Genomic DNA, 20,625 nt, shown 5'->3' with positions numbered 1-20,625 from the left:
GCTGACAGAAAGGCGTGTATTCTTTGCGAATGCAACGTTGTAAGCCTTTGTCAAAGACGAGCTGATTGATCATAGCCATAAGCTATTGCATAAGTTAAGTAAACTTGTGTTGGTTAAATGGTGCTCAGTCTTGAATTCTGATATTCTGCGGGCAGATTTTTGCTCAGAATATCGCTCTTTTGTGACGGAATAATGAACCGATGATTAGACAACGCACACTCAAAAACACCATCCGCGCGACCGGTGTAGGCTTGCACTCAGGGGAAAAAGTTTATTTGACCCTGAAGCCAGCTCCGGTCGATGCCGGAATCATTTTCCGGCGCACGGACCTCGACCCAGTGGTTGAAATTCGTGCCTGCGCGGAAAATGTGGGTGAGACCACGCTGTCCACGACGCTGGTAAAAGACGGTGTGCGTGTGGCAACAGTAGAGCATTTGCTGTCTGCTATGGCTGGTCTCGGAATCGACAACTGTTACGTAGAGCTTAGCGCTGCCGAAGTGCCGATTATGGACGGCTCGGCTGGCCCGTTCGTGTTCCTGCTGCAATCGGCAGGCATCGCTGAACAGGAAGCCGCCAAGCGCTTTATCCGTATCAAGCGGGAAGTGACCGTTGAAGAAGATGGCAAGAAAGCCACCTTCCTGCCTTTCGAAGGCTTTAAGGTCAGCTTTGGTATTGATTTCGATCACCCGGTATTCAAGGGCCGCGCCCAAACCGCAACGGTCGATTTCTCAAGCACTTCCTTCGTGAAAGAAGTATCCCGTGCCCGTACATTCGGATTCATGCGTGATATCGAAAAACTGCGAGCCATGAACCTGGCCCTCGGTGGTAGTGTCGATAATGCGATTGTGGTGGATGACTACAAAATTCTGAACGAAGACGGTTTGCGCTACGACGATGAGTTCGTTAAGCACAAAGTGTTGGATGCAATCGGGGATCTGTATCTGCTGGGCAACAGTTTGATTGGTGAGTTCCGTGGTGTTAAGTCTGGCCACGACTTGAACAACAAACTGCTGCGTAAGCTCAAGGCGGAAGAAGAATCGTGGGAAGTAGTGACCTTCGAAGACGAAGCAACTGCTCCGATTTCTTACATGAAGCCTGTACTGGCGGTCGAGGGCTAAGGCGGGAGGCCTTAATCTCGGACGTGGCTTGCGAGTTTTTCGAGAACCTCGCGTAGAGCTTTATCCTTCGTGTGCCCGGCTTCCTCTGCGAGGAGTCGGGCATTTTCTTTACTGAGGGGTACCTTTTCGACTTTTTTGCGGGCTTTGTATCGGGCTGGCGCGACTTTAACGCGCACCTTCCAGACAAATCGAAAGAGCTCGTTTTCTCTGAGTGCTTCCATAATTTCGTGTTGGCGGAATCTGAGCCGAGTGGCTTTGCTGGCCGTATCCGTTGATAGCACCAACTCCCCGTCTTGGCAGGCGACAAATCGAGTGCCTTCAGCGAGCTCGCTGGGGACGGCTGACAGAACGATTTTTTCAGCCTCGATATGCATTCCAGCTTTCGCTATAAGTTGTTTCAGGGTTGACCCTGAGCTTGACGAAACTGTGCTGAAGATCGTTTTTTGATCGTTTTTTTTGCTCATTGCCGGGTTTTTCTCGACTCTGCTGTTTACGATTGGTTACACTTCGGCACGTTTTACGCGTAGCGTCTATAACACGGCCGTTTTACATTGTGATGGAAGGCAATGTCTACCGGATGCTACGACTTTTTTCAGTGCGTAGTTGTTGCTAAGGATAGCAGACCCGCTCGGAAACACTCCGGGTCGCAGCACTACACGGATATGGTTGCGACTCCCTATATGACACCGAACGACGATATGAATGTAATTTTCGTTGGCAAAAGCCATGGGCAGCCCAAATCTCTGAACTTAAATGCAGCAACCATAGCAGGTCTCTTTTTTGGAGTATTGGCGGTGGTGTTTGTGGCGGGTTGGGGTGGCTACCGTTTTGCCATGGAAAAAGTGGCTGCGGCTGAGCCTACCGAATCAGAGTTGGTGGCTGAGTGGCAAGCAAAGCTGAAGGCGCAAAAGGCTGAAATGGCCCGGGTGCGAGAGGACGTTGAGTTGCAAATCGATGCTTTGACCCTTCGGCTGGGCCGTATTCAAGGCAGTTTGTTGCGGCTCGATGCGTTGGGCCAACGATTTGTTGAGTCGGGCATTGTGACCAGCGATGAGTTTAATTTTGATCAGCCCGCAGCCGTCGGCGGGCCTGAAGAGGGGGGGCTGTCTGCGGACTCCTTCAGTGCCCCTGAATTGACCGATATGATCGATCAAGTTGAAGCCCAAATTGAAGACCGCGAGAAACAGCTGCGCCTGCTGGAGAAAGTCGCGTCGCGCCAGAAGCTGGAAGACGAGCTGTATGTGCAGGGTCGCCCGATTACCTGGGGGTGGTTGTCGTCCAAGTACGGCTATCGTTCCGATCCGTTCACCGGGAAGCGCACTTGGCACAGCGGTGTTGATCTTGCTGGCAAAGATGGCAGTGACATCATTGCGGTCGCCAGTGGCGTAGTGACCTACGCTGATGAACGATACGGATATGGTAACCTGGTGGAGATCGATCATGGCGAAGGTCTTGTGACCCGCTACGCCCACGCGAAAGCCATCAAGGTGAAGGTGGGAGATATCGTTCAGAAAGGTCAGAGTGTCGCCCTGATGGGTAGTACAGGTCGTTCTACAGGACCGCACGTACACTTTGAAGTTATCCGCAACGGAAAACCCGAAAATCCCGAAAAATATATCCGGCGCGCAAGCCGCTGATTTCATTCCCGTGAAGCCCTCCTTTTGTCCTTCGCCTAAATAAGGTTAGAATGCCGGCTTCCTCCGTTTAACTGAAGAAGCCGTGGTCTATGTTCACAAAGCTTGCAACCAAGATGTTTGGCAGTAAGAACGCTCGAGAAATCAAGCGGATGCGTAAGGTCGTTTTGCGTGTCAATGAACTTGAAGAGCAGTTTAGCGCACTGTCGGATACCGAATTGCAGGGCAAGACTGCCGTGTTCCGCCGTCGGTTGGAAGAGGGCGAAACTCTGGATTCCATCCTCCCTGAAGCCTTTGCCACCGTTCGTGAGGCTAGCCGTCGTGTGATGGGCATGCGCCATTACGATGTCCAGCTGGTTGGTAGTATGACGCTCCACGAAGGACGCATCGCCGAAATGAAAACCGGTGAAGGTAAAACACTGGTTGCGACTGCCGCGGTGTATCTGAATGCTCTACCGGGTAAAGGCGTGCACGTGATTACCGTGAACGACTACCTGGCCCGCCGTGACGCCGAGTGGATGGGCAAGCTCTACCGCTTCCTGGGTATGGAAGTGGGTGTTGTCGTTGCTGGTCAGGCGCCGGAAGAAAAGAAAGCCGCTTATCAGGCCGACATAACCTATGGTACCAACAACGAATTTGGTTTTGACTACCTGCGCGACAACATGGCCTTCAGCATTGAAGATAAGGTTCAGCGTGGGCTGAACTTCGCCATTGTCGACGAAGTCGATTCTATTTTGATCGATGAGGCGCGCACACCGCTGATTATCTCGGGCGCTGCGGAAGACTCTTCGAAGATGTACCAAGCCATTAACACGCTGATTCCGAGCTTGGAACAGGGCGAGGTCAGCGAGGAAGGCGAATCCACCGGTGACTTCACCATCGATGAGAAGTCCCGCCAGGTGGAATTGACCGAGACCGGTCACGAAAAAGTAGAAGAGCTTCTGCTCAGTCGTGGTTTGCTGCAGGAAGGCGAAAGCCTTTACTCCGCAGCTAACCTGGGCTTGCTGCACCATGTTCACTCAGGCCTTCGGGCGCACCACTTGTTCCAGAAGGATGTAGATTACATCGTTCAGGGTGGCCAGGTAGTTATCGTCGACGAGCACACCGGCCGTACCATGCCGGGTCGCCGTTGGAGTGAAGGTTTGCATCAGGCGATTGAAGCGAAAGAAGGCCTTAAGATTCAGGCAGAGAGTCAGACTCTGGCTTCAACAACCTTCCAGAACTACTTCCGTCTGTATGAAAAGTTGGCCGGCATGACCGGCACTGCAGACACGGAAGCCTTCGAATTCCGTCAAATCTACGGCTTGGATGTTGTGGTGATTCCGCCCAATAGGCCGATTCAGCGGATCGATTACAACGACTTGGTGTATCTGACGCAGGAAGAAAAATTCCACGCGATCATCGACGAGATCAAAGATGTAACGGCGGAAGGTCGGCCGATTCTGGTGGGCACCGCGTCTATCGAAGCGTCCGAGCTGCTGTCGATGCTGCTGAAGAAGGCGCGTATTGATCATAAGATTTTGAACGCCAAGCAGCACGAATCGGAAGCGCAGATCATCGCTCAGGCGGGCCGCCCTGGCGCAGTTACCATCGCCACAAATATGGCGGGCCGTGGTACCGACATCGTACTGGGTGGTAACTGGGAATTTGAAGCCGCTGGCAAGGCCGATGCTTCGGAAGAAGAGATTGCCCGATTGAAAGCGGAATGGACCGAACGCCACAATCAGGTGCTGGAAGCGGGTGGTTTGCACATCATCGGTACCGAGCGACATGAATCTCGCCGGATCGACAACCAGCTTCGAGGCCGTGCCGGCCGGCAGGGTGACCCGGGCTCGTCCCGTTTCTTCCTGTCGCTGGAAGATAACCTGATGCGTATCTTCGCGCCTGAGCGTGTGAAGAATCTGATGCAAGCAATGGGCATGAAGAAAGGCGAGGCCATCGAGCATCGCATGGTCACCAACGCCATTGAGAAGTCTCAGCGCAAAGTAGAAGGTCGCAACTTCGACATGCGTAAGACGCTACTAGAGTACGACGACGTTGCCAACGATCAGCGTACCGTTATCTATGAGCAGCGTAACGAAGTCATGGCTTCCGAAGACGTATCCGAAATGGTGGATACGATTCGCGAAGACGTGGTCGATTCGTTGATCAGCGAATTTATTCCACCACAAAGCATGCCTGAACAGTGGGATGTGGCGGGTCTGGAAGCGCAGTTGCAATCCGAGATGGCGATTGATCTGCCGATTCAGCAGTGGCTGGAAGAAGACAGCAAGCTGTTCGAGGACAACCTGCGCCAGAAGATACTGGATGCCATCGTGGCCGAGTACAAGGCGAAGGAAGAAATCGCCGGCGCCGAGTCCATGCGCAAGTTCGAGAAACAGGTGTTCTTGCAGGTTCTGGATACGCTCTGGAAAGAGCATTTGTCGAACATGGATCACCTGCGTCGCGGTATTCATTTGCGCGGCTATGCCCAGAAAAACCCGAAACAGGAATACAAGCGCGAAGCGTTTAATCTGTTTGAAAACATGCTTGAGAGCATGAAAAGGGATGTTGCCCGGGTGCTGAGCCATGTTCGCGTACAGAGTCGCGAAGAGATGGAAGAAGTTGAGCGTCGCCGTAAGGAAGAGCTTGAGCGTGAAATGGCCCGAGCCAACCTTCGACACGACGAAACCAGTGCCGCTGCGCCGGCTCAGGGCGAAGGTGGGCAAGGGCAGCAAGCAACGCCGGATACCTTTGTGCGCCAAGAGCGCAAAGTAGGCCGAAACGAGCCTTGCCCTTGCGGGTCTGGTAAGAAGTTTAAGCAATGCTGCGGTAAGGTGAGTTAAACCGGCACCGAAACGCACGAACCAGAACCCGCAAACTGCCTGACCAAGAGCAGCTTGCGGGTTTTGTCGTTTACAGATTGGCGCTAATTCAAGGAGACAAGCATGGCGGTAGGTCCTGGAACTTTGCCGGAGTTTCACCCGGTAGCAGGGGTTAAAATCGGTATTGCCAGTGCAGGCATCAAGAAGCCTGGCCGTAAGGATATTGTAGTGTTTGAGCTGGCACCCGAAGCGCGAGTGGCCGGTATCTTTACCCAAAACCAGTTCTGCGCCGCCCCGGTGGTGCTGAGTCGCCGCCATCTGGCAGAAGCGGCTCCTCGCTATTTGCTAATCAACACAGGGAATGCCAATGCCGGCACCGGAGACGCCGGGCTGGCGGATGCCGAGCGTTGCTGTGCTGCACTTGCAGAAAAAGCCGGTGTCGATAAGGCCTGTGTACTGCCATTCTCCACCGGCGTGATTGGTGAGCCTCTGCCGGTTGATAAAATCGTTGGGGCGTTGCCGGAAGCGCTGGCGGACACCCGCGAAGATCGCTGGGCAGAAGCGGCCAGCGGCATTATGACCACGGATACCCGGCCCAAAGGCGCGTCCTGCCAGATCGATGTGGAGGGTCACAAGGTAACGATATCGGGTATCAGCAAGGGGGCCGGAATGATTCGCCCCAACATGGCAACCATGCTCGGGTTTATCGCCACCGATGCCAAGATCGCGCCCGACGCTTTGCAGGTTTTGGCATCCGAGCTGGGTGAGAAATCCTTTAATCGGATTACCATCGACAGTGATACCTCCACCAATGACGCTTGTATGCTAATTGCCAGTGGCAGCTACGACGGCCCGGAAATTACCGAAGGCAGCTCGCAGTTTGCCGAGCTTAAAGAAGCCTTGAGCAAGGTGTATCTGGATCTGGCCCACGCCATCGTCCGGGACGGTGAGGGTGCGACCAAGTTCGTTACGATCGATGTGTCTGGCGCCGCAAACCAGCAAGAAGCTTTGGATGTCGCTTATACCGTGGCTCATTCGCCACTGGTGAAGACCGCACTTTACGCGTCAGATCCGAACTGGGGCCGTATTCTGGCCGCGGTGGGTCGGGCGGGTGTTCCGGGCCTCGATCTGAAGGCGTTGGAAATCCATCTGGGCGATGTGTGCCTGGTGCGTGATGGTGGGCGTGCGTATGACTATTCCGAGGAGCGTGGTCAGGCGGTGATGGATCAGGAAGAAATTACCATCGCGATTGATCTCAAGCGTGGCGATATCCGCGAGACCGTATGGACCTGCGATTTCTCCCATGACTATGTGACGATCAATGCCGAATACCGCAGCTAATAGATCGCCAATGCAGAAGCTGGTTCATGTGGCCGTTGCGGTTATCGTCCGGGGCGGTCGCGTGTTGATCGCGCGTCGCCCGGATCATGTGCATCAGGGCGGCTTACTCGAGTTTCCCGGTGGCAAGGTCGAGGCGGGTGAAAGTGTCCAGCAGGCACTGGTGCGCGAGATTGCGGAAGAAACGGGGCTGGCCGTGCCTTTGGAGAGCCTTGAACCGGTCATCGGTATTCGACACGACTATGGCGACAAGCAGGTTTTTCTGGACGTGTGGAAAACCTTGGCGGCCGAAGGTGAACCGGAAGGTCGGGAAGGTCAGCCGATTGAGTGGATGTCGCCTCATTCTTTACAGGATGAGGATTTTCCCGCTGCCAATCGGCCGATCATCCGGGCTTTGAACTTGCCCGGGAATCTACCGATAACCGGCGCCATGACATCGTGGGAAAATGGCTTGTCTCGCTTTACTTCAACGTTACCTTCGTTGAAGTCCGGGTTGGTGGTGTTGCGCGCGCCAGATTTGCCGAGCAAGGACTATCGAAAGCTGGCGAGCGGCGCATTGGCTGCAAGCGTTGGAGCTGATGTGGGGGTCTTGCTGCACGGCGGGCCAGAGTTGCTGAAGGTGTTTCCGGAGGCTGCAGGTGTGCATTTGCCTTGGCGGGAGGCTGAGGGGTTGTCAGAACGCCCTGTAGCAGCCGATCGGCTGCTAGGGATGTCATGTCACAATGCTGATCAACTGCGCCAAGCTGAGCGTCTGGGGGCGGATTACGCGGTGTTCGGGCCGGTCTTGCCTACTGCCAGTCATCCGGGCGAAGAAGCGTTAGGTTGGGACGAGTTCGCTGATTTGGTCTCGACGGCGGTGATCCCGGTCTACGGTCTGGGAGGAATGAACCCGAATCATGAGGCTAAAGCGCGGGCATCTGGCGCACAGGGTATCGCGGGTATCAGTTTCTGGTGGCCGTCCGATGTATCATGAGAAGCAGACTGCAAATCAACGTAGACGGAGCCAAGTGTGAGCAAGCTGACCCACCTAAATGAAAAGGGCGAAGCGCGGATGGTCGATGTGACAGAGAAAGCTGTCACTGAGCGTGAAGCTCGCGCGGAAGCGACGGTTCGTATGCAGCCTGAAACGCTCAGAATGATTGTCGATGGCGAGCACCCAAAAGGCGATGTACTGGCCACCGCCCGTATTGCGGGTATTATGGCGGCGAAGAAAACCCACGATTTGATTCCCTTGTGCCACGCCCTGAACCTGACTTCAACCAAGGTTCTGCTGTCTCCGGGCGCTGACGCTGCTTCGGTTCGCATTGAAACTCGTTGCAAGCTGTCAGGCCAGACCGGTGTCGAGATGGAGGCGCTGACCGCCGCCTCGGTGGCTGCGCTGACGCTCTACGATATGTGCAAGGCGGTGGATAAAGGAATGGTGGTCGACAATGTTCGACTGCTGGAAAAAAAAGGCGGCCGTTCCGGTCATTGGTTAGCTGAGACTACGCCCACCTAGCGGCCACGTGATAGAATGCCCGCCCCATTTGTCAGAACCACGAGGAATTACAGTGGCTGTTCGTTACATTGAGACCTGCCGTTTGCCTACCCCCTTTGGTGTCTTCGATATGCACGGCTTTGAAGAGACCGAGACAGGCAAGGAGCACGTGGCCCTGACGTTGGGGGATATCAGCACCGATGAGCCTGTGCTGGCAAGAACGCATTCCGAGTGCCTGACCGGTGATGCGCTTTATAGCATGCGTTGCGACTGCGGCTACCAGCTTGAAGAAGCGTTGCGTAGCATCGCCCGTGAAGGGCGTGGATTGCTGATGTATCTGCGCCAGGAAGGCCGGGGCATTGGTCTGCTCAATAAAATTCGGGCTTACCGCTTGCAGGATCAAGGCGCAGATACGGTCGAAGCTAATGAGCAGTTGGGTTTTGGGGCCGATTTGCGGGATTACAGCATGTGTCGGGATATGCTGAAGCACTTGGGTATTCGCAGCTTGAAGCTGATGACCAATAACCCAAGGAAGGTTAAGGCGCTTGAGTCTTATGGTGTGAGCATTGTTGAAAGGGTGCCCTTGCATGTAGGGCGAAATCCCCACAATGAGCATTATCTGAACACCAAGCAAAGCAAGCTGGGCCACTGGCTTGAAACCCATCAGGACGACGATCCGGCCTGATCTGTCTTGCAAAAAAAACGCTGGCCTTGGCCAGCGTTTTTTTATTTGGCGGCGGTAACCGGCCGTTCGAGCATGCGTTCCAGTCGCCCCGCAATCGCGTTTCTTATCCCATCGGCGTCGAGTCCACATTCGGCCAGCAGCTCCGACGGTTTGCCGTGGTCGACAAAACGGTCGGGTAGGCCTAATTGCATCACCGGAAGCGTGACTTCGTTGGCGCCTAGGAACTCTGTGACAGCGCTGCCTGCGCCGCCTGCCACCGCATTCTCCTCGAGAGTAACGAGTAAGTCGTGCTGTTCAGCAAGTTCCAATACCAGAGCTTCGTCCAACGGTTTGACGAAGCGCATGTCAGCCACGGTGGCGTTCAGCTGTTCGGCCGCTTGAAGAGCTGGCTCGAGCAAGGGGCCAAAGTTCAGAATGGCCACTTGTGCTCCCTCCCGAACCCGTCTGCCTTTGCCGATCGGTAGCGGTGTTAGTTCCTTTTCGATATTGGCGCCCGGCCCGGTTCCCCGAGGGTAGCGAACGGCTGCGGGACCTTCGTGCAGAAGTCCGGTGTGCAGCAACTGGCGAGTCTCGTTTTCATCCGATGGGGTCATGATCACCATGCCCGGGACGCAACGCAGATAGCTGATATCGAAGGCGCCGGCGTGGGTCGGGCCATCTTCACCAACCAATCCAGCGCGGTCGATCGCGAACAGAACGTCGAGGTCCTGAATGGCAACGTCATGTACCAGCTGGTCGTAGCCTCGCTGAAGGAACGTTGAGTAGATGGCGACGACCGGCTTAGCACCGTCACAAGCCATCCCGGCGGCGAGCGTAACGGCGTGCTGCTCGGCAATGGCTACGTCGAAATAACGGTCAGGGAAGCGCTCGGAGAACGCCAGTAAGTCGGAACCTTCACACATGGCCGGGGTAATACCTACGACCCGATCATCCTGTTCGGCCGCATCACACAGCCATTGGCCAAACACGTTGGCGTACTTGGGATTGGCGGGTTTGGGCGCCACGGGCTCTGGTTTGTCTGCCGGTACCGGTTCAATCTTGTTGATGGCGTGGTAGCCAATCGGGTCCGCTTCCGCTGGAGCAAAGCCTTTACCCTTGGTGGTCACAATGTGTAAAAACTGCGGGCCTTCAAGCTCCCGTATATTCTCGAGAGTTTCTACCAGCAGTGGCAGATCGTGACCATCAATGGGGCCGATGTAGTTGAAGCCCAGCTCTTCGAACAACGTGCCCGGGGCGATCATGCCCTTGAAATGTTCTTCCGTCTTTTTGGCCAGCGCCATCAGATTGGGGGTGCCAGCAAGGACTTTCTTGCTGCTGTCACGAACCTGATTGTAGGTGCGGCTCGCCAGCAACTTGGCAAAATAGTTAGACAGGCCGCCAACGTTGCGTGAAATCGACATGTCGTTGTCGTTCAGAATCACCAGCATGTCAGCGTGCAAATGGCCCGCGTGGTTCAAGGCTTCAAAAGCCATGCCGGCGGTCATCGCGCCGTCACCGATCACGGCGATGCTTTTGCGGCCGGTGTTCTGCATGCGTGCGGCAATGGCCATGCCCAAGGCGGCACTGATAGAGGTGCTTGAGTGACCCACACCAAAGGTGTCGTAAACGCTCTCGGCACGCTTTGGGAAACCGGCAAGACCGCCTTTACGGCGAATTGTGCCCATTTGTTCCCGACGACCAGTCAGAATTTTATGAGGGTAAGCTTGATGGCCCACGTCCCAGACCAAACGGTCTTCCGGCGTGTTAAAAACGTAATGCAGGGCGACACTTAGCTCTAGCACACCCAGGCCAGCGCCAAAGTGCCCGCCGGTCTGGCCCACGGTCCAAAGCAGGAACGAACGTAGCTCCCGGGCCAATTGGGGCAGGTTCTCCGGTGGCAGTTCACGCAGTTGGGCTGGAACGTCAATACGATCCAGCAGCGGTGTGTTTGGCCGCTGTGAGGGGATTTCCCTGAATATATATGTGTCCTGCATCAGCTCGGGTCTTTCTCGAAAATATGAGTTCTCTGGCGGGCCATTATAGGGAACAGTAGTGCTTGTTTCATGCTTCCCGGGCCAGATGTTACAAAACGGTGTATTGCCATGTGTTCATGCGGGTATGTCAGTGGTTTCTTGTTACCACGTAGTCGGCCATAGCCCTAAGCGGTTCCGCTTCTGCGCCAAAGACGTCCAGTGCTCGCTGGGCCTGTTCCAGTAAGGCGGCAAGATGCTCCCGCGCGCCTTCAAGGCCAAGGAGTGCCGGATAGGTCGGCTTAGCTTTGGCGGCATCTGACCCTTGGCGCTTACCGATGACGGCCGTATCACCTTCAATGTCCAGCAGGTCGTCCTGAACCTGGAAGGCCAGGCCGAGGGCTCTGGCGTAGTCTGACAAAGCCGATCGCTGCTCCAGAGTGACTCCGGGCGAGGTGACGGCGCCGAGGTCGACACTGGCTTCAATCAAAGCGCCTGTCTTGTGCCTGTGCATGTTTTCGAGTTGCTCAAGCCCTAACACCATACCGACGGACTCCAGATCAATGGCTTGTCCGCCAACCATGCCGGCGTGCCCGCTGGCCTGAGCCAATTTGCTGATCATGGTGACCCGCTGGGTGTCGGTCAATTCTGGCGCGCCGGCCAGTAAGCCGAAAGCCAGTGTTTGTAGTGCGTCACCGGCGAGAATGGCGCTGGCTTCATCGAACGCGATGTGGGCGGTTGGCCGGCCTCTGCGCAGGTCATCGTCGTCCATAGCGGGCAAGTCATCGTGCACCAGTGAATAGGCGTGGATCAATTCCAGCGCACAGGCGGGAATCAATGCGACGTTTTCATCGCAGCCGACGGCCCGGGCCGCTGCCAGACAAAGTGCCGGGCGAATTCGTTTGCCACCACCAAGTACGCTGTAGCGCATGGTGTCTTGCAATCGTTCAGAAGCGGAGTCTTGCCGGATGCTGCGGTCGAGTTCGGCATCGATGCGTTGGCGGCATTGTTCAAGGTAATCAATCGCCAGAGAGGTGCGATCAGTCATTAGTGGGTATCGTCCGCAGAGAATGGTCGTGTTTCCAGGGAGCCATCACTGTTCTGAATCAGTTGCTCAACCCGCTGTTCGGCCGATTTTAGGGCGCTTTGGCACTCGCGAGTCAGCTTTATGCCTCGCTCGAACGCCGCCAGGGACTGTTCCAAAGGCAGTTCGCCCTGCTCAAGATCCCGAACCAGCTTTTCAAGCTCGTCCAAAGATTTTTCAAAGTCGGCTATCGATGTCTTGTCTTTGTCACCGGCCATGGGCGTCCTCCGCTCCAATGTGTCAGGAAATGCGCGGATTATAACAGAGTAACCGGGCTATCGCTGCCAGTGGAACTCTCGCTTTTCGAGCTTCTGCGCGAACGGGCCCCACGACTGTTCGGTTACTTGTATTTCGCCTTGCGCCGACAGCGTGACGATGGTGGTAGCGCGTGTGCCGTAGTGCTCGCCACTGATAAACGGCGAAGAAAGGAAGCGTTCGGTATCCAGTCCCACGCCCGTGTCGGGTAGCTGGTTATCCGGGGCTGGCGTGGTGTCTTGTAGCACGGAAATTAGCTGACTGTGCAGAGCGGATGTGTCAGCGTCAGTTGTGTCTATCGACTGGCCGACGGCGGAACGCAGGCGCAACAGTTTGGGCCAAGGGGTTTGCAGCAAATGGTTGCTGAGGCCATAAATGCCCCTGAATACTTGCCTTCCGGGGTGGGCGTCCCGGTTGCTGTAGTACCAGCCGCTGTCGGGGGATAGCGAAACCAGATTAAAGCCTGAGTAGCGCCCGGGATCTGAACTCAGTGTTTCTTTTAATTCTGGGTAGGGCAGGCTGAGCGCATTCAGTGGCAATTCGCCTCGGCTGCAACGCCCCGCTTCAGGGCTGCCCTCACGGACATTGGTGACCGCCGTTACTCTGCCCTCTGGCGAAACGGCCAGCCAGGTGCCTCCGGATTCCAGATCCCGACCGGCAAGAACCTCTAAGCCGGTATCGGTTTTCCACCAGTCCATTGTTGCGGTGGGGCGACGGTAAAATTCGTCACGATTGGCGGCAACAACAAGGGGGTGTTGGCGGCTTTGACCAATGGCGAAAACGATGGTGCACATAGCAGGTAGTGATCCTTGTTATCGGCGTGCAGCGATTGGCAACAATGCGTATCATACCAGCTTGAATACTTCCCCGGACCGATGATAATTATGACCCTGATTGGCGTACTTGTTCTGTACCTGTTGCTGGGTGCACTAGCTGGCACCATGGCCGGCCTGTTTGGTATTGGTGGCGGTCTGGTGATCGTGCCTGTACTGATCTTTAGTTTCAACTTTATGGGGTTTAGCCCGGAAATTGCCGCGCATCTGGCCATTGGCACCTCGTTGGCGACCATTTTGTTTACGTCAATCAGTTCCATTCGAACTCATCATCAACACGGTGCCGTGCGTTGGGATCTTTTTCGGCCGATGACTGTCGGAATTGTCGCTGGTGCACTTTTGGGTGCCTGGACGGCAGCGATGCTAAGCGGGCCGTTCCTTGAGACGATCATTGGTGTGTTCGCTATTTTGGTGGCGCTGAAGATGATTCTCGAAGTGAACCCCAAACCGGGCCGGGATGTGCCGGGTACCGCCGGGCTGGGTGTGGCTGGCGGTTTTATCGGCTGGGCTTCTGCGATCTTCGGTATTGGTGGCGGTACAATTTCCGTTCCTTATCTGACCTGGTCCAACGTGCGCATGCAGCAAGCTGTTGCCACGTCCGCAGCTTGTGGTTTTCCGATTGCTCTGGCTGGAGCGGTCGGAAATATCTGGACCGGGTGGCAGCACCCCGAGTTGCCGGACATGAGCTTCGGTTTTATTTACTTGCCGGCACTCATTGGTATCGTCGCTACCAGTGTAATTTTTGCCCGATTGGGGGCCAAATTGGCACACCGCCTTGATGGCCGCCTGCTGAAACGAATTTTTGCCATTGTGCTGATTATTGTCGGCCTACGATTCCTGCTGAGCTAAGAGTCTTTTCATGTTGCAACACCCACAGATTGATCCGGTCGCGATCGCGATCGGCCCCCTCAAAATTCATTGGTATGGACTGACCTATTTGGTCGGCTTTGCGGCCGCTTGGTGGCTGGGAAATATCCGCAGTCGTAAACCCTGGTCGCCGCTGAAAGAAGAGCAGGTCGGCGATCTGATTTTCTACATGGCTCTGGGTGTCATCCTTGGGGGCCGCTTCGGGTATGTGGTGTTTTATAACTTTGATGCCTTCCTTTCGGACCCGCTCTGGCTGTTGCGAGTTTGGGAAGGCGGCATGGCCTTCCACGGCGGACTGTTGGGCGTGATGGTCGCCATGGTGTGGTACGGCCGTAAAACCGGCGCCGGGTTTTGGAAAATCGCCGACTTCGTGGCTCCTCTGGTGCCTGTGGGCTTAGGCGCTGGACGAATCGGTAACTTCATTAACGGCGAGCTTTGGGGTAAGCCTACAGATCTGCCCTGGGGTATGGTGTTCCCGCAGGCGCAAGACGCGCTGGCCCGGCACCCGTCGCAGCTGTATCAGGTGGCGTTGGAAGGTGTTGCGCTGTTTGCCATTCTTTGGTGGTTCTCGTCGAAAGAGCGGCCGAAAATGGCGGTCTCGGGTCTGTTTTTACTGTGCTACGGTGTGTTCCGTTTTCTGGTCGAATTTGTTCGCCTACCGGACGCGCACCTCGGTTACCTAGCCTTTGATTGGGTCACCATGGGGCAGGTGTTGTCTCTGCCCATGATCATCGCTGGCGCTGCTTTGATTGCCATTGCTTATCGGAGAGAAAAATCATGAAAGCTTACCTCGACCTTATGCAAGACGTGGTTGACAACGGGTTCGATAAGGGGGATCGCACCGGCGTGGGAACTCGCTCGGTTTTTGGTCGCCAAATCCGTTTCAATCTGCAGGAAGGCTTTCCGCTGGTCACCACCAAGAAAGTGCATCTGCGCAGTATTATTTATGAGTTGCTGTGGTTTCTGAAAGGCTCCACTGACAACAACTGGCTGAAAGAGCGCAAGGTGTCTATCTGGAACGAGTGGGCGCTGGAGAATGGCGATCTGGGGCCGATCTATGGCAAGCAGTGGCGTAGCTGGCAGTGTCATGATGGTGGTGTGATTGACCAGATCAGTGAGGTGATCGATCAGATTCGCAATAAGCCAAACTCCCGCCGTTTGATTGTTTCGGCCTGGAATCCGGCTGAGCTGCCTGATGAGTCTATTGGTCCGCAGGATAACGTGCGGGAAGGGCGTATGGCGTTGGCTCCGTGCCACTGTTTGTTCCAGTTTTATGTGGTGGACGGCAAGCTTTCTTGTCAGCTTTATCAGCGCAGTGCGGATTTGTTCTTGGGTGTGCCTTTCAATATTGCGTCTTATGCGTTGCTGACGCATATGATTGCTCAGCAGTGTGATCTGGATGTGGGTGAGTTTGTTCATACGTTTGGCGATTGTCACCTGTATCAGAATCATCTGACCGACGACATTGTGTTTGAGCAGTTGAAGCGTGAGCCAAGGGCTTTGCCGAAGCTGGTGATCAAGCGTAAGCCTGAGAGTATCTTCGACTACGAGCTGGAAGACTTCGAATTTGAGGGCTATGACCCGTATCCGGGGATTAAGGCGCCTATCGCTATTTGACGTCTGCTTTTGGAGCCGGCGGACAAGCGGGTAGGGCTTGCCAAAAACCGCTCCTTCGGCACGTCCATGTGACGCTTCTGCTCCGCCATCCATGGCTCCGCACATTTTTGGCAAGCCCTACCCGCTTGTCCGCTTAGACTTCAGAGTATGAGCGCGGAAATACAATGCGTTAAAAGCCAAAGCCAAAGCCAAAGCCAAAGCCAAAGCCAAAGCTAAAGTAGAACCAGCTCCTAAGTATCGTAGCAAAGGGCGGGGTGTGCTGTTCAAAACTGTGCGGAGCCATGGATGGCGGAGCTCAAGCGCCACATGGATGTGCTCGAGCGTGTTTTGAACAGCACACCCCGCCCTTTGCTAACTCCAAATCAGATGGGGATTAGACGAAATGAGAAAAGCACTAATCGTAGCCATGGCCCGAAACCGGGTTATCGGTCGCAACAATGCGCTGCCTTGGTACTTGCCGGGAGATCTGCGTTACTTCAAAGAAGCTACTATGGGTAAGCCCATTATTATGGGGCGGAAAACCTGGGACTCCATTGGTCGGCCGCTGCCGGGGCGGATGAACGTGGTTATTTCCCGAAACCCGGAGTGGGAAGCTCCAACGGGTACAGTATCGGCCACATCATTGGACGCAGCATTGGTGAAGGCCGAGGCTCAGGCTGAGCTGGATGGTGGTGAAGAGGTGATGATTATTGGTGGTGGGCAGATCTACGCAGAAGCCCTGCCAATGGTCGATCGGATTTATATCACGCAGGTACACGCCGAAGTTGACGGGGATGCCTACTTTCCGGAAGTGAACTGGGATGAGTGGGAAGAGATCGGACGCGAAGATTTCTCCGCGTCTGATAATAATCCTTACGACTACAGTTTTGTAGTCTATCAGCGTAACCGGTCGAGCTGACCGGTTACGCCAACTGGCCTATGGGCGCGGGGCGCGCTTAGGGCCAGGTTTTCCACCGGGCTTGCCGCCGCCAGGACGACCTTTGCCGCCGTCTTTGCGGTAGCCGCCAGGCTTGCCGTCTTTACGGAAGCTCTTGCCGGGGCCGCCTTTGCGGAAGTTGCCTTTTCCGGAAGGGCCGCCTCTGCGACGTGGCGGAGCAGATGAAACTTCAGGCAGTGCTTCAGGCTGCTCGAGGGGCAGTGAATCAGGCTGAGACGCTTCCATCCAGCAAGCCAGGGCTCCCGCGACTGCGGTGATGTCCATGTCGTTGCGTTCGGCGATGTCGTCCAGCAAGGCAATGGCTTTGGCGGCACGAGGATCGTCGGTGAAGCCCAGTAGCTGAGCTTCAAATTGCTCAACACGCATCTGCTGCAAGGCAGCTGGCGAAGGCAGCTGGTACGGTTCCATGGGCGAGTTGGTGGCGCGCTCCAGGGTGCGCAACCAGCTGCGTTCGCGTGGTGTAACTAGCAAGATTGCTTTGCCCGTACGACCTGCACGGCCGGTACGGCCTACGCGGTGGATATAGGCTTCAGTGTCGTAGGGCACGTCGTAGTTGATAACGTGGGTGATCCTGGATACGTCCAGACCACGAGCCGCTACGTCGGTGGCAATGATGATGTCTTTTTTGCCACGCTTGAGATCTTCAACTGTTTGCTCGCGTTGACGCTGGTTCAGGTCGCCGCTCAGAGGCGCGACGGCGTGGCCGCGGGCTGACAGCTTTTCTGCGAGCAAAGACGTTTCCGCTTTGGTGCGCACGAAGATGATGGCCGCATCAAACGGCTCTACTTCTAGGATGCGGGTCAAAGCGTCGAGTTTACGCTCGGCGTAAACCGGCAATACGAACTGAGAAATACGCTCAACAGTACGAGTTTCGCTTTCAATGCGAACTTCGGTGGCGTTCTTCAGGTACGTCTGGGCGACTTTCTTGATCTGCGGCGGCATGGTGGCCGAGAACAAAGCGCGCTGACAGTTCGGCGGTGTTTTGGACAGGATAGCCTCAACATCGTCGATAAAGCCCATACGAAGCATTTCGTCTGCTTCATCAAGAACCAGAGCTTTCAGGTTTTCCAGCCTCAGGGTGCCTTTGCGCAGGTGGTCCAGCATACGGCCGGGCGTACCTACGATCACTTGAGCGCCGCGCTTCAAGCCGCGAATCTGCGGAGCGAAGTCTTGGCCACCGTAGATCGGCAGAACGTGGAATTGCTTGAACTTACTGGCGTAAGTTGTGAAGGCTTCTGCTACCTGGATAGCAAGTTCCCGGGTAGGGGCCAGCACCAGAATCTGGGGCTGGGCAATGTTTGGGTCAATGCGGCTCAGCAAGGGTAGGGCAAAAGCTGCAGTTTTCCCGGTGCCGGTCTGGGCGACACCTAACAAATGGTTGCCGGCCAATAGGGCGGGAATGGATTGCGCCTGGATGGGCGATGGTGTTTCGTAGCCAACGGCGGATACGGCTTCCAGGACGGCTGGGTCCAGCCCCAGTTCGGCAAAAGACAATTCTGACATGAATGTACTCGGTATTCGGAGGATATGACATTGCAAACGCAATGCATGATTTTCGAGGATTATAGTCTTTTTGTGGCGCTATTGACATATTTTATGCCGTAGGTCAGGTAGGTAGTTGCCGGGACCGTTGTATTGCCACCGGTCAGGAAATTGGGCAATCTCTGTCGTTTGCAGGCTAACGGTTGGAGAGAAAGTATGCGGTTTGACGAGCTATTAGAGGGCGCCCGCCAAGGTTTGGAGGTGGTGATCCCTGCGAGTTGGGGGCAGGGGCGAGCGAGTTTTGGTGGCGTGGTTGCAGCTCTCACTTATGAAGTGATGGCCTCCAAGGTGGCCCCTGGGCGAGCTGTCCGTGCTTTGCAGGTTTCTTTTGTTGGTCCGGTTGAACCGGGTGTTCCGGCGGTTTTTGAAGTGGAGTTGCTACGAGAAGGCAAGGCCGCCTCTCAGGTGACCGGGCGGATTGTTCAAAATGGCGAGCCTCGCCTGGTTTGCTTGGCGAGTTTTGGTGGGGACCGTGAGTCTGCTGTTCAGGTGGCTCCTTTGGAGGGGCCGAAAGCCAAACCGATTGACGAATGTCCGGAGCTTCCTTACATAAAAGGCGTAACTCCGGAATTTACCCAACATATTGAAATGCGATGGGCATTCGGAAATATGCCGTTTTCCGGCAAAGGTGGGCGAGAAATGGGCGGTTGGATGCAGTTCCGGGAAACACCGGATGCAATGTCGGATGCCCATATTATTGCGTTAGCCGACGCATGGCCGCCGGCCATCCTGCCGCACTTGAAGGGGCCTGCTCCGGCTAGCTCACTGAGTTGGAATTTGGAAATTGTCCATCCGAGGCCTGTGGTCGCGCCCGGAGACTGGCTGCTTTACCGGGCCACGGTCGATCAGGCCGGTTCTGGCTATGGACATACTCATGCGGGAATCTGGACAGCCAGCGGAGAGCTCATTGCGCTTAGCCGACAAGCGGTTACTGTATTCGGTTGAGGGTGGGCTTGGCTGCGCTCAGGCAGCCATCTCATGCTTCAAGGCGTCAATAATGACTCTGGCAAATGAGTTCGGTGAGTCTTCTTGCAGAAAGTGCCCGCCCGGGAGTGTCATGTGAGGCTGTCCGTAAGCGCCGGGTATACGGCGCTGCATGTGACGGTCAACACCTCGGGTGATTGGATCACCGCTGCTGAAGCAGGTAATGAAAGGTTTGCGCCACTTTTCGAGCTTACGCCAGGCTTCTCGGTTTATCGCGCTGGAGGAATCTGTTTGAGACATCGGGATCAGAGCGGGGAAGGCCCGTGCGCCGCCTTTGTATTCGTCCCGTGGGAACGGGGCTTCGTAAGCGGCCAATTCCCCCTTTGACAATGTTCTTTCTGTGCCGAGTTGTACCAGTTTACTGATGGGAAACCAGGGGCTGCGGCTGGCAAATGCCTTCCAGACTTTAAAGGCGGTCGATACTCGAGCCTCGCCGGTTGGCAACATGCCGTTTCCAACGATGATGCGATTGAATCTGTGCGGATTGTCTGCGGCTAATCTCAACCCAAGCAGTGACCCCCAGTTTTGACAGACGAGTGTTGCACCCCGGATGTCGAGTTCTTCCAGCCAGCACGAAAGCCACCGCAAGTGGTTGTCGTAAGAATAGTCGGTGAGTGCTGCGGGTTTGTCAGATTTTCCAAAACCGATCAGGTCCGGTGCCAGAACCCGGTGGCCGGCCGCGGCAACGAGGGGGATCATGTGACGGTATAGATACGACCACGTGGGCTCTCCGTGCAACATAATCACGGGGGCTCCGTTCTCCGGTCCTTCGTCCACGAAATGCATACGCAGGCCAGAATCGACCTCTTGATAATTTGGAAGAAAGGGGTAATCCGGTAGGCCTTCGAAGCGGGCTTCGTCGGTTCTCAGGATACGCATGCCATCGACTATCCTAACTGATTGGTTGCGCGACTGCCGATCGACAATCTTAGGAGTTCAGAATAAAACAGATGGGCAAATTGTTTGTTTGAGTTGCGTAACAGAGCGTTGTCAGTTTGAATCCGGGGGTGTCAAACCGCTCCATTATAGTGCGTTAAGTTGTTAATTTAGGCCATCTTCCGGGTCTATCACGGGCCGACGATTGGATCGTTTGTCGTCCCAATCAAGTAGTTTGGGGTCGTACCAACCGATAGCGTCCAGCACCTTTTCCCGGGTGCGGGCCGACAGTGTCGGCCAGAGCTCTTGAAAGTCGTTCAGGCCCATCTCTCGGTAGCGCTGTTGTTTGCTGGTGAGGCGGTTGATGATTTTGGGCAGCTGCAAAGCCTCCCCTAACTGCCCGGGCACGAGCACTTCCTGCCCCATGATCTTTCGACGATGGGTGCGGGCGGCGAGCACTCGTCGCAATTCTGTGGCTGCGTCTAGTGCCGTCTCGATGCTGAAGTTTTCAGTAGGCAGTGGCATAACAAGTTCAATGATGGGTTAATAACCTCCAACTATAGCGTGAAGGTGGCTACAGTGGCCACGCTGTCGTGGTAGTGTTAGCTTCCTTTTATTTTCCTGT

General features: G+C 55.4%; 20 protein-coding genes. 12 read left to right on the top strand and 8 right to left on the bottom strand.

From position 1 onward, the window contains the following. Positions 1–200 precede the first annotated feature (200 nt). A complete protein-coding gene (gene lpxC / locus ACNQ6O_RS11410; protein ID WP_114332897.1) occupies positions 201–1,118 on the top strand; it encodes a UDP-3-O-acyl-N-acetylglucosamine deacetylase in 918 nt (305 codons plus the stop codon). 11 nt (positions 1,119–1,129) lie between these two features. Here the strand turns inward: lpxC and ACNQ6O_RS11405 are convergent, their stop codons facing one another. Further along, positions 1,130–1,582, bottom strand: a complete 453-nt coding sequence (locus tag ACNQ6O_RS11405) for a DUF721 domain-containing protein (RefSeq protein WP_418053329.1) — start codon at positions 1,580–1,582, stop codon at positions 1,130–1,132. A 216-nt stretch (positions 1,583–1,798) separates the two neighbouring features. On the opposite strand from ACNQ6O_RS11405, the gene ACNQ6O_RS11400 reads away from it, so the two are divergent. From ACNQ6O_RS11400 to ribA, 6 genes are all read left to right on the top strand, one after another. After that, positions 1,799–2,755 (top strand): M23 family metallopeptidase, encoded by a 957-nt coding sequence (locus ACNQ6O_RS11400; RefSeq protein ID WP_418053328.1) that lies wholly within the window; start codon positions 1,799–1,801, stop codon positions 2,753–2,755. 89 nt (positions 2,756–2,844) lie between these two features. Further along, the gene (secA, locus tag ACNQ6O_RS11395) at positions 2,845–5,577 is read left to right on the top strand and encodes a preprotein translocase subunit SecA (RefSeq protein ID WP_418053327.1); all 2,733 of its coding nucleotides are present in this window, start codon (positions 2,845–2,847) and stop codon (positions 5,575–5,577) included. A 102-nt stretch (positions 5,578–5,679) separates the two neighbouring features. Beyond that, complete coding sequence (argJ, locus tag ACNQ6O_RS11390) at positions 5,680–6,897, top strand: bifunctional glutamate N-acetyltransferase/amino-acid acetyltransferase ArgJ (RefSeq protein WP_418053326.1); 1,218 nt, start codon at positions 5,680–5,682, stop codon at positions 6,895–6,897. Between the two features lie 10 nt (positions 6,898–6,907). Beyond that, the gene (locus ACNQ6O_RS11385) at positions 6,908–7,867 is read left to right on the top strand and encodes a Nudix family hydrolase (protein ID WP_418053325.1); all 960 of its coding nucleotides are present in this window, start codon (positions 6,908–6,910) and stop codon (positions 7,865–7,867) included. 36 nt (positions 7,868–7,903) lie between these two features. Beyond that, positions 7,904–8,392: a cyclic pyranopterin monophosphate synthase MoaC gene (gene moaC / locus ACNQ6O_RS11380; protein ID WP_418053324.1), complete on the top strand. Its 489-nt coding sequence runs from the start codon at positions 7,904–7,906 to the stop codon at positions 8,390–8,392. 52 nt (positions 8,393–8,444) lie between these two features. After that, positions 8,445–9,056 (top strand): GTP cyclohydrolase II, encoded by a 612-nt coding sequence (gene ribA / locus ACNQ6O_RS11375; RefSeq protein WP_418053323.1) that lies wholly within the window; start codon positions 8,445–8,447, stop codon positions 9,054–9,056. 41 nt (positions 9,057–9,097) lie between these two features. On the opposite strand, the gene dxs is transcribed toward ribA, so the two are convergent. The 4 genes from dxs to ACNQ6O_RS11355 all read right to left on the bottom strand — a co-directional run bounded on the left by dxs (position 9,098) and on the right by ACNQ6O_RS11355 (position 13,138). Beyond that, complete coding sequence (gene dxs / locus ACNQ6O_RS11370; RefSeq protein ID WP_418053322.1) at positions 9,098–11,029, bottom strand: 1-deoxy-D-xylulose-5-phosphate synthase; 1,932 nt, start codon at positions 11,027–11,029, stop codon at positions 9,098–9,100. Between the two features lie 127 nt (positions 11,030–11,156). Then, positions 11,157–12,053, bottom strand: a complete 897-nt coding sequence (locus tag ACNQ6O_RS11365) for a polyprenyl synthetase family protein (protein WP_418053321.1) — start codon at positions 12,051–12,053, stop codon at positions 11,157–11,159. Next, positions 12,053–12,307, bottom strand: a complete 255-nt coding sequence (locus tag ACNQ6O_RS11360) for an exodeoxyribonuclease VII small subunit (protein ID WP_418053320.1) — start codon at positions 12,305–12,307, stop codon at positions 12,053–12,055. The genes ACNQ6O_RS11365 and ACNQ6O_RS11360 overlap by 1 nt, the downstream gene beginning before the upstream one ends. A 57-nt stretch (positions 12,308–12,364) precedes the next feature. Then, positions 12,365–13,138 (bottom strand): NRDE family protein, encoded by a 774-nt coding sequence (locus ACNQ6O_RS11355; RefSeq protein WP_418053319.1) that lies wholly within the window; start codon positions 13,136–13,138, stop codon positions 12,365–12,367. A gap of 90 nt (positions 13,139–13,228) precedes the next feature. Between ACNQ6O_RS11355 and ACNQ6O_RS11350 the strand changes: the two genes are divergently transcribed. From ACNQ6O_RS11350 to ACNQ6O_RS11335, 4 genes are all read left to right on the top strand, one after another. Then, positions 13,229–14,026, top strand: a complete 798-nt coding sequence (locus tag ACNQ6O_RS11350) for a sulfite exporter TauE/SafE family protein (RefSeq protein ID WP_418053318.1) — start codon at positions 13,229–13,231, stop codon at positions 14,024–14,026. 10 nt (positions 14,027–14,036) lie between these two features. After that, the gene (gene lgt, locus ACNQ6O_RS11345) at positions 14,037–14,825 is read left to right on the top strand and encodes a prolipoprotein diacylglyceryl transferase (protein WP_418053317.1); all 789 of its coding nucleotides are present in this window, start codon (positions 14,037–14,039) and stop codon (positions 14,823–14,825) included. Continuing rightward, positions 14,822–15,661 (top strand): thymidylate synthase, encoded by an 840-nt coding sequence (locus ACNQ6O_RS11340; protein WP_418053316.1) that lies wholly within the window; start codon positions 14,822–14,824, stop codon positions 15,659–15,661. Before lgt ends, ACNQ6O_RS11340 begins: the two co-directional genes overlap by 4 nt. 382 nt (positions 15,662–16,043) lie before the next feature. Beyond that, on the top strand, positions 16,044–16,559 hold the full coding sequence (locus ACNQ6O_RS11335; RefSeq protein WP_418053315.1) for a dihydrofolate reductase: 516 nt from the start codon (positions 16,044–16,046) through the stop codon (positions 16,557–16,559). A gap of 18 nt (positions 16,560–16,577) precedes the next feature. On the opposite strand, the gene ACNQ6O_RS11330 is transcribed toward ACNQ6O_RS11335, so the two are convergent. Beyond that, positions 16,578–18,101, bottom strand: a complete 1,524-nt coding sequence (locus ACNQ6O_RS11330; RefSeq protein ID WP_418053314.1) for a DEAD/DEAH box helicase — start codon at positions 18,099–18,101, stop codon at positions 16,578–16,580. A gap of 195 nt (positions 18,102–18,296) precedes the next feature. Here ACNQ6O_RS11330 and ACNQ6O_RS11325 point away from each other — a divergent pair, with 195 nt between their 5' ends. After that, a complete protein-coding gene (locus ACNQ6O_RS11325; RefSeq protein ID WP_418053313.1) occupies positions 18,297–19,085 on the top strand; it encodes an acyl-CoA thioesterase in 789 nt (262 codons plus the stop codon). Positions 19,086–19,103: 18 nt separating this feature from the next. Here ACNQ6O_RS11325 and ACNQ6O_RS11320 read toward each other — a convergent pair whose 3' ends face one another. Together ACNQ6O_RS11320 and ACNQ6O_RS11315 are read right to left on the bottom strand one after the other, a co-directional pair. Continuing rightward, the gene (locus tag ACNQ6O_RS11320; RefSeq protein ID WP_418053312.1) at positions 19,104–20,003 is read right to left on the bottom strand and encodes a haloalkane dehalogenase; all 900 of its coding nucleotides are present in this window, start codon (positions 20,001–20,003) and stop codon (positions 19,104–19,106) included. Positions 20,004–20,165: 162 nt separating this feature from the next. Then, positions 20,166–20,525, bottom strand: coding sequence for a hypothetical protein (locus ACNQ6O_RS11315; protein WP_418053311.1), 360 nt, complete (start codon positions 20,523–20,525; stop codon positions 20,166–20,168). Positions 20,526–20,625 lie beyond the last annotated feature (100 nt).

It is taken from the genome of Marinobacter sp. SBS5 (assembly GCF_048285575.1).
GTDB lineage: Bacteria > Pseudomonadota > Gammaproteobacteria > Pseudomonadales > Oleiphilaceae > Marinobacter.
Note: the sequence above shows the minus strand (reverse complement) of the source record. Positions and strands in the feature narration are given on the sequence as shown.